Origin of the sequence: Sulfolobus tengchongensis (assembly GCF_036967215.1) — an archaeon.
In the GTDB taxonomy this organism is placed as follows: Archaea; Thermoproteota; Thermoprotei_A; order Sulfolobales; family Sulfolobaceae; genus Saccharolobus; species Saccharolobus tengchongensis_A.
The window spans coordinates 986,015-999,802 of the sequence record NZ_CP146016.1 but is presented as its reverse complement, the minus strand read 5'-3'; the positions used below and the strand labels follow the sequence as shown (position 1 = coordinate 999,802).

The 13,788-nt window shown below is 33.8% G+C and carries 14 protein-coding genes; 6 read left to right on the top strand and 8 right to left on the bottom strand.

The genetic code is table 11. From position 1 onward, the window contains the following. The first annotated feature begins 12 nt into the window (after positions 1–12). The gene (locus V6M85_RS04590; protein WP_338603579.1) at positions 13–1,749 is read left to right on the top strand and encodes a type II/IV secretion system ATPase subunit; all 1,737 of its coding nucleotides are present in this window, start codon (positions 13–15) and stop codon (positions 1,747–1,749) included. Here the strand turns inward: V6M85_RS04590 and V6M85_RS04585 are convergent. The 5 genes from V6M85_RS04585 to V6M85_RS04565 are packed head-to-tail and all read right to left on the bottom strand — an operon-like array spanning position 1,727 to position 6,130. Then, positions 1,727–3,013 carry a glycosyltransferase family 2 protein gene (locus V6M85_RS04585; RefSeq protein ID WP_338603575.1) on the bottom strand — a complete coding sequence of 429 codons (1,287 nt, stop codon included), beginning with the start codon at positions 3,011–3,013 and terminating at the stop codon, positions 1,727–1,729. The genes V6M85_RS04590 and V6M85_RS04585 overlap by 23 nt on opposite strands. Then, positions 3,010–3,528 carry an inorganic diphosphatase gene (ppa, locus tag V6M85_RS04580; protein WP_338603573.1) on the bottom strand — a complete coding sequence of 173 codons (519 nt, stop codon included), beginning with the start codon at positions 3,526–3,528 and terminating at the stop codon, positions 3,010–3,012. Before ppa ends, V6M85_RS04585 begins: the two co-directional genes overlap by 4 nt. 27 nt (positions 3,529–3,555) lie before the next feature. Then, positions 3,556–4,092, bottom strand: coding sequence for an HD family hydrolase (locus V6M85_RS04575; RefSeq protein ID WP_338603571.1), 537 nt, complete (start codon positions 4,090–4,092; stop codon positions 3,556–3,558). A gap of 11 nt (positions 4,093–4,103) precedes the next feature. Next, positions 4,104–5,438, bottom strand: a complete 1,335-nt coding sequence (gene thiD / locus V6M85_RS04570; RefSeq protein ID WP_338603568.1) for a bifunctional hydroxymethylpyrimidine kinase/phosphomethylpyrimidine kinase — start codon at positions 5,436–5,438, stop codon at positions 4,104–4,106. Then, on the bottom strand, positions 5,435–6,130 hold the full coding sequence (locus tag V6M85_RS04565; RefSeq protein ID WP_338603566.1) for a MoaD family protein: 696 nt from the start codon (positions 6,128–6,130) through the stop codon (positions 5,435–5,437). The genes thiD and V6M85_RS04565 overlap by 4 nt, the downstream gene beginning before the upstream one ends. A gap of 34 nt (positions 6,131–6,164) precedes the next feature. On the opposite strand from V6M85_RS04565, the gene V6M85_RS04560 reads away from it, so the two are divergent. Beyond that, the gene (locus V6M85_RS04560; RefSeq protein WP_338603564.1) at positions 6,165–6,626 is read left to right on the top strand and encodes a hypothetical protein; all 462 of its coding nucleotides are present in this window, start codon (positions 6,165–6,167) and stop codon (positions 6,624–6,626) included. Here the strand turns inward: V6M85_RS04560 and V6M85_RS04555 are convergent. Beyond that, entirely contained in the window at positions 6,617–8,872 is a 2,256-nt protein-coding gene (locus tag V6M85_RS04555; RefSeq protein WP_338603561.1) for a 4Fe-4S dicluster domain-containing protein, read from the bottom strand. The two genes, V6M85_RS04560 and V6M85_RS04555, sit on opposite strands and share 10 nt — an antisense overlap. A gap of 47 nt (positions 8,873–8,919) precedes the next feature. On the opposite strand from V6M85_RS04555, the gene V6M85_RS04550 reads away from it, so the two are divergent. Together V6M85_RS04550 and V6M85_RS04545 are read left to right on the top strand one after the other, a co-directional pair. Next, positions 8,920–9,669 (top strand): pantoate kinase, encoded by a 750-nt coding sequence (locus tag V6M85_RS04550; protein ID WP_338603559.1) that lies wholly within the window; start codon positions 8,920–8,922, stop codon positions 9,667–9,669. Next, complete coding sequence (locus V6M85_RS04545) at positions 9,624–10,424, top strand: 4-phosphopantoate--beta-alanine ligase (protein WP_338603556.1); 801 nt, start codon at positions 9,624–9,626, stop codon at positions 10,422–10,424. Before V6M85_RS04550 ends, V6M85_RS04545 begins: the two co-directional genes overlap by 46 nt. Here the strand turns inward: V6M85_RS04545 and panB are convergent. Together panB and V6M85_RS04535 are read right to left on the bottom strand one after the other, a co-directional pair. After that, complete coding sequence (gene panB, locus V6M85_RS04540; protein WP_338603553.1) at positions 10,403–11,206, bottom strand: 3-methyl-2-oxobutanoate hydroxymethyltransferase; 804 nt, start codon at positions 11,204–11,206, stop codon at positions 10,403–10,405. The two genes, V6M85_RS04545 and panB, sit on opposite strands and share 22 nt — an antisense overlap. Beyond that, positions 11,103–11,780 (bottom strand): hypothetical protein, encoded by a 678-nt coding sequence (locus V6M85_RS04535; protein ID WP_338603550.1) that lies wholly within the window; start codon positions 11,778–11,780, stop codon positions 11,103–11,105. The genes panB and V6M85_RS04535 overlap by 104 nt, the downstream gene beginning before the upstream one ends. A gap of 55 nt (positions 11,781–11,835) precedes the next feature. On the opposite strand from V6M85_RS04535, the gene V6M85_RS04530 reads away from it, so the two are divergent. Together V6M85_RS04530 and V6M85_RS04525 are read left to right on the top strand one after the other, a co-directional pair. Beyond that, the gene (locus V6M85_RS04530) at positions 11,836–12,573 is read left to right on the top strand and encodes an ABC transporter ATP-binding protein (protein WP_338604599.1); all 738 of its coding nucleotides are present in this window, start codon (positions 11,836–11,838) and stop codon (positions 12,571–12,573) included. A 2-nt stretch (positions 12,574–12,575) separates the two neighbouring features. Next, on the top strand, positions 12,576–13,760 hold the full coding sequence (locus tag V6M85_RS04525; protein WP_338603547.1) for an ABC transporter permease: 1,185 nt from the start codon (positions 12,576–12,578) through the stop codon (positions 13,758–13,760). The last annotated feature ends 28 nt before the right edge of the window (positions 13,761–13,788 follow it).

The window sequence follows — 13,788 nt, the reverse complement described above, 5'->3', positions numbered from 1 at the left end:
GAGTGATATATAATGAAGAACATTTTCAAATCCATATTTCCCAAAAATAATAATGTAGTTAAAAAGATTGTGATTACTGAATTACCTGTAACACTTTATCCAATAACTTCTATTCCAGAAGAAGTTACATCAATTATAACTGATTATGAGATAAACATTCTTAATCTGGTACCAGAAGAGGTAAAGTCTAATTTAACCCAAAATAATATTGAGCTAGTTTTACCTAATCCCCACGTGTTTATAACCTTTGAAGAGAAAAAGGGTATTTATAAGTATGTTTTACTAGAACCACCGGTAAATAATATTATATTTGACATGTACACTGCCTTTATAGATGAGATCGAGAGAGAATTGCTTTCAAAGAATCCATCTTTGGATCTCGCTAAAATTATTTTTGAGCTAGATAAGAAACGATCAGACTTTAAGATTATCCAAGAGAGAAGGGGAAATATAAATGTATTACATACAAACGCGAGAGTAACACTATACTATTTGTTAAGGAACATGTTTGGTTATAATATATTAACTCCATTGGTAGCTGACAAGAACATAGAAGATATATCAGTTTCCGGGCTAAACAATCCAGTCTACGTTTATCATAGAAATTACGAATATGTTCCCACTAATATCGTTTTTACCAAAAACATGAGAATTTCACCACAGCTTGACCTCTCGATTGATGGAGAAGAACTGTTAGATCAATTAGTTTTAAGGATGCTTTCAATCACTGGAAAATCAATATCTGTTGCTGAACCAATACAGGATGGTATGTTACCTAATGGTGATAGAATTGCAGCTACATTTAGACGTGAAGTTTCAGCTACAGGCTCATCTGTGGTTATAAGAAGATTTAGTGAGAAACCGATAACGATACTGGACTTAATTAATTCTGGTACAGTTTCAGCAGAATTAGCAGCATATTTGTGGTATGCAATGGATTTAAGAATGAGTATAATGTCAATAGGTGTAACAGGTGCAGGAAAAACTACATTACTTAATTCAGTTTTGAATCTTGTTAAAGAAAGTATGAAAATAGTTTCAATAGAAGATATTCCGGAAATTAGGCTAGCGCATTCTAATTGGGTTCAGCTATATGCAAGACCTGCATATGCAGGTGTGGGTAAAGAAATATCATTAATGGATTTATTGAAACTATCATTAAGATATAGGCCAGATATAATAGTAGTAGGTGAGATTAGAGGACAAGAGGCCTATGTCCTATTTCAAGCAATCTCAACTGGTCACGGTGGTGCTACAACATTTCACGCGTACAATACCGATTCCGCAATAAAGAGGCTTATGAACGAACCTCTTAACATTCCACAAGAGTGGATACCCATGATGAATATCGTAATGACTATTAGAAGATTGCCAGTATATATAGGAGAAAAGATAGTGCTAAGAAGGCGTGTTGTTGCTATAGATGAAATAGTTAGTTGGAATGACTATAGAAGGGTAGTTAGTTGGGATCCGAAAAACGATTCCTTTGCGCTTAATTTAGATTCTGCCAGAGTTTTAAGAAACAGAATAGAAGAAGCTGGTCTTAACTTAGACGATGTCAAAAGGGAAATAGAAAGAAGAGCACTATTCTTAAAATTATTGGCAACATCAAGGGAGATAATACAAAGTGAAGAAAGTTATAAGCTGGTAAAAAGCTATATTATAAAGTATAGTTTGAAACCAGAGGAGGCATTGAAAGAGGCCGAATCCATGTCTAGAACCAAAGCTATACAAGTAAAAGGGCCATAGAAATCAGAATAAGCAAGAATGATGCTAAAGTATTACTGAAAATTGAATTAATGTATGCAAAGACTCCCAAGACTAGGCCCAATATTTTTATGCTGGTTATCTCTTCTTCCTTTTGAACGTAACTTTTTGGCGTAACTTTCCATTCAAATCTTATTTTAAATACTCCTTCTAAATATCCTATAAGTGAAGCCATTATGGTAACAAGACCACTTCTGTAATCGCCCTTAGGATTTACTAATGCTATATAAAACCCATTGGTGACTACAATTGGCAATAACGATATTACTATATATATATAATTGATATTCAGTAAAAATTGAAACGACAAAATTAATATAATCATTAATAAATATAAGGGATAAATACCCCATTGTTGTACATATATGAAGCCTTCAATCCCCTTTATACCTAGTTTAAATAGATTTAGGCTATAAATTAATAGCTCTGCTGAGCCATATGCCCATCTTTTAATCTGATTATATAGATCTACAATATCATAGGGAGCTAAAGTATAAACTATAATATTATCGATATAATTTACCCTTATGCTATTCAGAGCCAAGCGAATTCCAAGTTCTAAATCTTCTGTCACTCTATTTTCTTTCCATTTGCCTACTTTAAGTAAGATGTCTCTCTTTATTGCTAGTGCTGAACCATTAGCGAAGATTAGTAGACCCAACTTTTGCCTAGCTTTAAATAAGGAATTCATTACAAACTCGTTTGTTATTGCATATATCTTTTGAATTGGTGTAATTGGATTTCTAATTTTCAATCTAAATGCCATTGCGTCATACTCCAATTGGGATACTTTGTTTAAGAAGTCTCTTTCAACTCTAGCTTCAGCGTCTAGAAATACCACTAAGTCTGCGTTAGAGAGAGTAAGAGCAAAGTTTAATGCACCAGCTTTTCTTCCATAATTTTTTTCTCTTCTTACGATTATGAAATTCTCTGGTATTTTGCCTATAGCGTCTATAATTTTTTTGAAGTTATCTTCAGTATCATCAGATACTACTATCACTCTATAATGCTCATAATCTAAATTTGAGAGATTATCTACTAACTCTTTGATCGTTTTTTCATTCTCGTTTCTTATAGCAACTATAATATCTATTTTTTTCTTTCTCATTTCATTGTTAAATGAAGAGGAATTTCCAATATAGTAATTATCATAGGAAATTCTATAATAAAATATCTGCAGTATTATCCATAAAGAAGTAAAAAATGACGATAAAAAGAGTAAGACTTCAAAAATTTCCTTAATCATCCTTGTTTCTTTCTTTCTATTGCCTTTTTAATTCTTTCCTTGGCGTCGGTGGCGTTTCCCCAGCCACTTATCTTAACCCACTTGCCGGGTTCTAATTCCTTGTAGTGCTCAAAGAAATGTATTATCTTATTCCTTATAGCTTCTGGTATATCATTAACATCTTTTATGTTAGAAAACGTTGGATCTGTTTTATCTCTTGGCACCGCTATTACTTTTGCATCTTCCCCTTCTTCATCTCGCATGTAAACCAAGCCTATTGGTCTAGCTTCAATTACGCTACCCGGCATTAGTGAGTAATTTCCTAAAACTAATACATCTAATGGATCCCCATCTTCCTCTAACGTCTCTGGAATAAAGCCATAATTAAACGGATATACCATTGAAGTATATAGAACTCTATCCACTTTGATTACTTCTCCTTCCTCATCATACTCATATTTAATATTTGATCCCATTGGAATTTCAATAAATACGTTAATTTCGTCTGGTGCTTTTTTACCCGGACCTAGCTTCATATCTTTTCACTACCTATTATTTTTGTTTTATACTTTTAAGCTATTCATGATTTTACTAACTATCTCTTTTACTTGATTTAAAGGCTCAATAGAAAGTAATCTCTCTATTTCCTCTGCGTAAGTAGCAATTATCTCATCCACGTTATATCCCATTCGTTTGTATCTCATTCCTTGAAGATAAGTGGAAAGTCTATCTGATAGTTTTGCTATTTTCGCCTCATTTGTTTTCATTTCTTTAAGTTCAATGTACAATTCTTTACCTATTCCTAATTCATCAAAAGCCTCAATTTCTGCGTCTCTTTTATTAATTCGCATACTCGCCCATCGTGGTAAATCTCCCAGTAATGTTTCACCAGCATCATGAAATAAAGCAATGACTGCACTGTGTTCTGGATCGATCTGAATTCCTTTTTTCTTAAGTTCAATTGATATTAGGTATGCTAAAACTGAGGCTTCAAAACTATGTGAGGCAACAGTTTCACCTATAGATGGCGGGATTCCATTTTGCATCCAGCCCGTTCTAACTAAATTCTTAGCCCCCTCAAGTAGCCTCTCTAAATTCATTTATCATCAACTTACAAGAGTTTTAATAAGTTATTTAGTGCTTCTATCATCTCATTCATATCTTTTGTCCAAAATCTTATCATAGCTTCCTTCCCCTTCGCCCCTCTATCATAGATCACATTAGGTATTTTACCATATTCATTACTTATGTAATCAATAATCCATTGCATAGTTTTACCCTCTCCATGGCTAGGTTCCATTTCTCTGTTGATCTCTATCTGATCATATCCAATTTGTTTAAATCCATTAACTATTTTTTCATCGAACCTTATGTTCATTAGACAAGTTCCATTTACCCCTTTAAATATAATTGAAAGTAACATTCGTGCAGTGTGCGTAGGATTTCCGAAAACAACAGGATGTCCCACTATTACTTTTCTATCCCATCTTCTAATTATTCTACCCCTAAATGTTGCAATATCTCTTAAATCTCTTACGTATTCTGGTCTTATACTATGTGCTAAATTTGACTGTACTTCAGGTATTAAAAGCCAGAACTTTTCATTATTCTCTACAAAGTCTGCGAATTTCGTCATCTCCTCTACTACCTCATACTTCAAGGACTTCTTTATAACTTCAACACTTACATTAACTGGACCGATACCCTTTCCTATACTGAGCCCATACTCTATAGAGGACTGTACAAACTCTCTTGCTCTTCTAAAAGCCATTTCAACGTCTTTTATTTTTATGTACTCTGCTGTTAATGCCGTTGCAAAGACACTCCCTGTACCATGCGTATCTTTAATGTTTACTCTCTGATAACCTATTTTACGAATTCCATCTTGGCTACACATATAATCAAAGCTATATTTCCCTGTACCATGACCACCTTTGATTATAACATAAGGTATGTTATATGTATTCCTTATTTTTTTACACGAAATCATTATATCGTTTTCATTTTCTATTTTAATTCCACTCAGTGCTGATGCTTCCACTATGTTTGGTGTGATTACCTTAGCTATAGGCAATATTATCTTTTTGTACTCCTCAACATCCTTTATTAATTGTGTCCCATCTTTAGCATATAATACTGGATCCACTACTATGAAATACGGTTCCAGTAGATCCCTTACTACTTGAAACTGCTCCTTAGTATATATCATCCCTATTTTTATACCCTCAATGTTGAAGTCATCAATTAAGGTTTCTATTTGCTTTCTTAGAAAATCTGCCTCAACTACACTAATGTCTTTTATTCCCTTAGTGTTCTGTACTGTTAACGCAGTTACCGCTAAAACTCCATGAATTCCCAACATTTCGTAAACTCTAAGGTCAGTTTCCCCTCCGGCTCCATTTCCCGTGTCTAATCCTGCTATACTCATTCCGACTGGTTTAATCATTGCTTTTTCACTCTCGTGTTTCCCGCTACCACCCAATATTCCCCATCATCTCGTATTTCCAACTTCCAAATACCAGTAGTGTGTTTTACCAGTTCTAATGCTTCTTTTACTGCATCTATGGCGTCCTTTCTTCCTTTGCCTAAAGCCATAATTAGTAAAACATTTTCACCTGGTTTCATAGAGTCAATAACATGTATTATTTCAAGGTCTATTAAATCGTTGTACTTTTTCTTCATCTCATCTTTGATCTCTTGGAATCTCTTTTTGGTATACTCCTCATAAGCCTCATATCTTAATTCATATACTTTATGATTATCTACGATACCTTTAACGAAGCCCACATATATTACCATTGAACCTGCTTCTAGGGGAGCTTTTTCTCTAAATCTTCTTATCTCCTCTAGTAAATCAAACTTCTTATTTATTATTAAATCTCCTCCCGATGGTGGAGGTAAAAGTGCTACTTCATCTCCATCTTTAATGGTTTTAACGGATGGAGAACCATTGATTAATATGGTAATCTTTACCCCATTTATTCCGTTTTTTAAATAATTTACTAATTCATTCCCATGAATCCTGCCTAGCTCTTCGACTAGGCAATCTATTGTCTCGCAAGTTGTTTCTATTATCTCAGACGATTTATGCGTTATGTCCTTGAGAAATGCAAAGTACAATACTTTTACTTTTTTCATACACTCACCAGTATTTAGCTCATTACACTATAATATGAGTGAAGATGAAATAATAGATTTAATATTTAATCAAGGCCCAAAGCAGACAGGGTTCTCTAAAAAAGATAACAACGAAATATTGAATAAATTAAATGAGATAGAAAGGCTACTCCAATACATGATTAAGACGCAAGATGGAAAGGATGGGCGTTCTACTTATTCTCGTAATGGCCTATGTGAACAAATTCTCCAGTCAACATACGTAATCATTGACGAATATTACAGTGGGATTGGGAAAAACTATTTCATACTTGATTTGGAGGACAACAGAAAGTTCGTTACGTTTAAGGATACAATGGATTTACTGAACATGCACTTTTCTCTTGCTAAAGATGAGCAAGACTTAGAAAATAAGCTCCCTAAGAGACTTTTCCCACTATTTAGATTTATGAGGAGAAGCGGATTGATATATTTCGATTACGAGAAAAAGAGATACTTTATTGTGGATTACAAGTAAATTATATTATTTAGAACATTTTCTATCAAATTCTCACTAATAGCCTTTTTTAACGCATCTTTAATTACGCTTCTGAAATCATTTGTCTTAACTACATCTTTTGCAGAATAATCCAATTTAGTTGAATTTGCAACCTTGTCTATTAGCTTTTCTATTTCACCATCAAAGTTATAATGTCTAAGATAGTCTGTATATGCAGAGACTTTCTGGCTTAATATTGATCTGTTCTGCGCAAATTTAGATATGAATTCCTTTACTTTAGGGTCTGAAGATAAATTACGTATAAGTTCTATACTTATATACTTGGAAATTATTGGAATAGCTAAAAGTAAGAAATACTGCCCACCACCCAAATTCCACATTATAACCTTTTCAGCGATCTCATCGGCAGAGTTTTCAAGACCGTTTTTAACGCCTTTTACGAGTAGATCAAATACTGAGCTTTCATCCATAATATTTTCTTCTTTTAATTCACTGACTTCCTTTTTACCTAAGAACATACTATAAACAGATATTGTTCCAAATTTCCATGTTGAAAATGGACATACCGTTAAGAAGTTTCTTTTAACTATTTTTAAGGGACTTCCTTTATAAGATGCTAAGAACAAACCTGCACAATCATTATATTTTGAATTATATCCCATCTTTTTAGCCCAACATCCTAAGTGAACCTCTTTATCCTTTAGCTCATTTTTAATTACATCAAAGGCGAATATTCCTTTTTGATCACTAAATTTATTATAAACATATAATCCCTCGGGACATAGAAAATAAATTCCTACAGCGTTCTGTTGTATTTTTAATTGATTGATTCTATTAACGCCATTTTTAGCCTCTTCCAGATTTCCGGTTAAATATTCATTAAAACCACAACAGAATCCCGTAACTAGTTTGATTCTTGGAGAAAATTCTTGAGGTAGCTTATCACCATTAGTTAGCAAGTAGTTTAGAAATCCTTCTAGTCCCAATGGGTCATATTTCGCAGAGCAACCTACAAACAATAGAAATACTGGTCTATTTCTATACTTGGATTCTAAGTTCTTTTCTAATTCATAAATTGACGCTGACGGATCTGTCAGTTCTATTGGAAGTTTCTCTTTAGTCTCACTAAATTGTGGAAGGAGCTCCATTAAGTTAGAAATATTAATGCCCGCAGGGCAGGCCTCTTGACAAGTCGTGCATCCGAAACAGAATTCGAACGTGCTTTCTCCTCTTATTAATCGATTAAATCTACCTAAAGGAGAGTAGATGACGTTATTAGTGGTATTATATGCAAGACAATTATCTAGACATAATGAGCAATTTATGCACTTCGATGCCTCAATTATGACATTTTTGCTAATTCTCTTTGATCTTATTTTTACTTCGTATTTTTTAACATCTTTTAATATATCCTTATGAATCTCTTCATACTCTTTCAGATAGGGAAAGGGTAATACATCCGGATTTTTTCTTAAATAGTCGAAAAGTTCTGGCAATCTCGTTTCCTCTAAACTTCCTATTAATACTTTGAATCTCTTAGGAGAGTTATAATTAATTATGTAGCCTATTCTCATTTCAAAATTAAAATTAATATCTTTATTAATTTCAGTCATCATGACAATGGGTATGTAGTCTTTTTTGAAGACATTGAGGATTTCTGCATTTATACCTTTTATCAATTTATCTGTAGCTATTGATCTAGAGTTGACTTTTATTATCTTGTTATAAAACGAGGGTATGTAGTATTCTATTGTTCCATCTTTATTTATTATTGCTGACCACGCAAATTTGTTTTCGTTCTCAACTTCTAATAATTCAGGGTACTTTACTGCGGTAATTCTAACTGTTTTATAGCCAATCAGTTCGTTTACACTTCTAGCACTTTTCACGAATCCAAATTTATAGCTACCGAAACCAGAACCATTTGATGCAGTAAATCCACCAACTGTTCCCTTCAGATAAAGGGGGAAAATTGCTGGGTAATAATTAATCTTCGATAATTCATCTATTAGTTTTTCAAATGTTATTCCCGCAGGCACTTCAAATATTTTATATATATTCCTCCCACCAACTTCTCTAAATAAACTTCCATCATCAAATTTCTCCGGGGCACGAATTATTTTTACGTTAGAGTATTTTAATACATCGCCATATAATCCAGTTAACCTACCCACTACCATCTCAACGTTCTCTTTGGATTGAGATCTTTTTACATCATAGCCTGCTATAACGGCTCTGCTAAATATAGAGGCATCTAAAAGCACTGCTCTTCTTAATAAAAATTATTAATTAACATTTTATAGTTTTAGGTGTGGAGATTAAAGTACCTCTTTCTATATCCGGTATATGGTTTCCGGTGGTAAATGAAGCGAATTTACTTGAGTCCGGCTCTATAGGGCTTGCCCTAACTCTAGAACCTTATATAACGGCGGAAATTAGGAGCGGTAGTGGAATAATATTTAACGATGTGGAAGTAAATATTCCTAATTATGAGATACTAAGGCAAAAATTAGGAGAATATAAATTAATTGTATATTCACAAGTTCCATTAGGATACGGGTATGGTTTAAGCGGTGCCATAAGCTTAGCTTATGCTTTAGGAGTTAGAGAGTTAAAATCAATTAGCGAGAAAGACGCAGTAAACGTGGCTCATATAAGTGATATAATAGCTGGCAATGGATTAGGTGACGTTATAGCTCAGTATTATGGTGGAGGTTTAATATATAGAAAGAAACCTGGAGGTTTAGGATATGGTGATGTTGAAATTATTAGTATGGATTGGTCAAACTATCCAATCTTTTCCCAACTCATAAGTCAGCTTCCGACTAAAAGTATAATAAAAAAATCAGAGTTAGCTCTTTCACTAATAGATGATTTTCTAAAAGCCCCCTCGCCAGTAAAGTTTATAGAAGTTGCTAGAAAGTTTACTGAGAGCCTAGGATTTACCTCTGACTATCCTTATTCTTACAGGAAGAAAGGCATAATTGTTAAAATTTTTGAACCGGATTATGGAGTATGGATAAAACACAAGATAGCAAGCCGTGGAGCGTTCGTGATCTAATACCAGAAAATCATCCTAGGAGAGAATCACTACTAATTAGAGAGAAATTAGTGGAGGCAATGGAAAAGAGTATTCTAGTTCCCCAAGGGTTAATAGCTCATGGAAGAGGGGAATGTTTTGATTATTTAATAGGGGAGAAAACTCAAAGTTTTGCAGAGAAGGCAATTGAAGTAGCTGCTGCCATGTTACTCCTAGCTAAAAGTCCAGTAATTTCCGTTAATGGAAATATGGCAGCATTAGTGCCAGAAGATCTTGTAAAACTCGCTGAGGAAGCTAATGCAAAGTTGGAAGTCAATCTATTCTATAGAGAGGTAAAAAGAGAAAGAGCAATAGCTGAAGTACTCTATAAGGCTAACGCTAAAGAGGTTTTAGGAGTAGGTGAAGACGCCTCAGCAACTATACCAGAACTTTTCAGTGAGAGGAGAAGGGTTAGTCCACGAGGTATTTATATTGCAGATGTAGTATTATTAGGTTTAGAAGATGGAGATAGGACTGAGGCATTAGTTAAGATGGGCAAGAAGGTCATAGCTATTGATCTCAATCCTCTATCAAGAACTTCGAGAACAGCGACTGTAACCATTATTGATAACATAACTAGAGCAATTCCTAAATTAGTACTGAAGGTTAGAGAGTTAAAATCTAAAAGTAGACAGGATTTAATTCAAATAGTTTCCAATTATGATAATAGAAAGATTATAGCCGAGGCATTAAGGTATATAAGTGAAAGACTGAATCAACTTTCTCTTTCTTTATAATGTTGTTTTTCTGGGAACTTTCCATTCTTAACGTCATTTACATATTGGTTTATTGCATTAGAGATAATCTCTTTCAAATTAACATAAGATTTAGCAAAATATGGTGAGAAATCTGAAAGTCCTAGTAAATCATTTATTACCAACACCTGGCCATCACAGTATGGTCCAGATCCTATACATATCGTTGGTATATTAATTTTCTCTGTAATTTTCTTTGCTATATCTGCGTAAGTGTTCTCTATAACTATTGAGAAAGCTCCAGAGTCCTCCAATTCCATAGCATCTTTCATGAGCTGTTCCTCCTCTTGTTTGGTTTTTCCAATTGTTCTGAATCCTCCTAATCTAAGAAATCTTTGAGGCGTTAAGCCAATATGGCCCATTACTGGTATTCCAGCCTTAACTATTGCTTTTATAGTTTCTTTTATTTCCTCACCACCCTCTATTTTTACGGCATCTCCACCAGCCTTAACTAGAAGACCAGCATTTCTCACTGCTATTTTTGTGTCAATTTCGTAACTGAGAAATGGCATATCTGCAACTATTAATTGAGGTGGGTTTGCTCTGGCAACAGCCTTTGTATGTGATATCATATCCCTCATAGTTACGTTAAGAGTATTGGTATAACCTAAAACTACCATACCTAGCGAATCTCCAACTAAGATAACGTCTAGTGGAGTATTAGAAATTATCCTCGCCATTGGGTAATCGTATGCTGTTAACATCGTAATCTTTTCCTTCGCTAATTTCTTCTTTATGAGGTCTCTTATTGTCAACTTTTTCATTGCTTATTCTCATGCTAATTCTCCTTGCTAGATTAATAATTTTTTTCAATCTCTCTGCAATCTCATAAGTTTCTTCGTACTGGGAAGCCTTATAATAAAGTTTTACTAACAGAGGTAAAGTTTCGAAGGAAAACCTCATAAAATTTTTCTTATCAAGATCTAGCAGCCTAGGTTTTCTTAGAAGGAACAATAATTTTTGTTCAATATCCTTTACATTTAAACTATTGTATTGAATTACTATGAGAGAGATCTCAGGTTCTTCATCATTATCATTATTGTTAAATGCGAGTTTTGTTTGTTCAAGATCAATGAACTTCCACCAATGTTGATTAGCGGATTTATATGTAGTCTCTATTATTCCATAATCCTTTTCTAATGCCCTTAATATCATTCTAGGGTCATAGTTAATCCCTAGCTCTTCCAACTTTTCCACCAACTGCTTATAGCTAAAATCCCCTAGCTCTCTATTTTCATTTTCCTCTGCGATATTAATTGCCGCTTTAAGAATATATCTTGCTTTATCCCCATATTTCAGTATCGCCTCTAAAGTTCTATCCTTGACCGTCCCTATCATTTTATATAATATATTGAAAGCGTATAATAAGTGGCTTAGTGAAAATAGTATGAGTATGACAGAAAACCAACTTGCAGTGAGTGTTACTGATTTACGAAAGAAAATTGGAAATAAGGAGATACTTAAGGGATTGTCGTTTAATGTTAGCAATGGTGAAGTTTTTGGAATAGTTGGCCCTAACGGTGCAGGTAAGACAACTACACTTAGAATAATATCTGGTATAATCAGAAGTTATTATGGAGACGTAAAAATCTTTGGATTGGCACCGGCTGAAGCTAAACAGCGGGGGTACATATCATATATGCCAGAGGACGCTTTTCCATACGAGAAACTTACTGGATATGAAAATTTAGAGTTTTACGCAGAATTGTACGCTAAGGGAGACAAGGAATTAAAAGATAAATACGTGAAACTAGGTGTTGAAATTTCAGGTTTAGGTAAAAGAATTTACGATAAAACAGCTGAATATAGTAGAGGTATGAAGAGAAGACTTATAATAGCTAGAACTTTAATGGTAATGCCCAAGCTCACGGTACTTGATGAACCTACTTCAGCTCTAGATGTGGAATCCGCAGTTAGGATAAGGAATATAATTTTAGATATGGCAAGAAAGTATAATATGACAATCATCCTCTCATCACATAATATGTTAGAGGTCGAATATTTGTGCGATAGGATAATATTGATTAATGATGGAAAAGCTGTCTCGTATGGAAAACCAGAGGAGATCATAAAGAGTACTTCTTCTAAAAATCTAGAAGAGGCCTTCCTAAAGTTGGTATTTGGTGATTGACAGTGTTAAGCACTATGATGAAAAAGGAATTATTGGATCTTAGACGAGACAGGAGGTTAATACTTGGTGCCATAGTTTTACCTTTTATCTTATTACCTTTAATAGGTATCATACTTTACGCATCTGTAGCAGTCTCTCCTCCAGTAATAGAGATCGTTAGCTATAATCAATCAAATCTACACTACGTTCAGCTTCTATCTAACTATATCGAACGAAATGGTGGAATAGTATTTTACAATAATACTAATGGAACTATCCCTGATGCTGTCATAATTTTTCCAAAGGATTTTAGCCAAAATGTATCTAATATTTCTAGGCAAGCTTACGTTTATGTTAGATTTTTACTTTCGTCAAATCAACAAGCGTCAACTCTAGTCAATAATGCGTTAGGATATTTATCATATAACTTGGTTTATAATAGAACAGAATACTTGATAATTACCTCGAATCTACATAACGTTAATCCGAATGATGTTCTAAACCCCTTATTAGTTAAAAACATCGTAGTCACAATTACTGGGCAAAAAGCATCTGAATCTCAGGCTAACTTAAGTGAAGTAGCGAGGATTATTACACTAGTTCTCTTCCCTAGCGCAACCCCAGTAATCTTTTACGTTACTGAAGGAATCGTAGGTGAGAAGGAGAGAAGGACTTTAGAATCCCTATTAGCCTCACCAATATCAATTAACTCCTTCATTATCTCAAAGGTAATTATAGCTATAATACTGGGTATTCTTTCATCACTAGGAGATATTTTAGGGATAATATTATTTTCTTCCTTAATGTCATTCACTTTTGCTTTACCAATCTCTCTCAGTGTATCCTTTATACTACTTGTAGTATTAGTCTATCTCTTAGCGGTTTTGTTAACAGCTGCATTAAATGTTCTTTTACTATTGGCCTTAGGAGGATCAATGCGAAATTTGCAAATAATTAACTTTCTAGTACTTACATTTGGTCTTATTGCCTCCTTCTCGGCCTTATTTATAAATGTCGCAAATCTACAATTTCCGTTAAACTTAATTATGATAATCCCGTATGAACAGCTAAGTTTATCGCTACTTTACTTTGTCTCTGGTTCCTCATTAATTACCTTAGCAATTGTTTTAGGTACATTAGCGATATCCGTTGCAATATTACTAATATCTTCACGACTATTTAATTCGGAAAGATTACTACTAAAGTAAACCTTTAAATATTCAGTCGTAATTAATA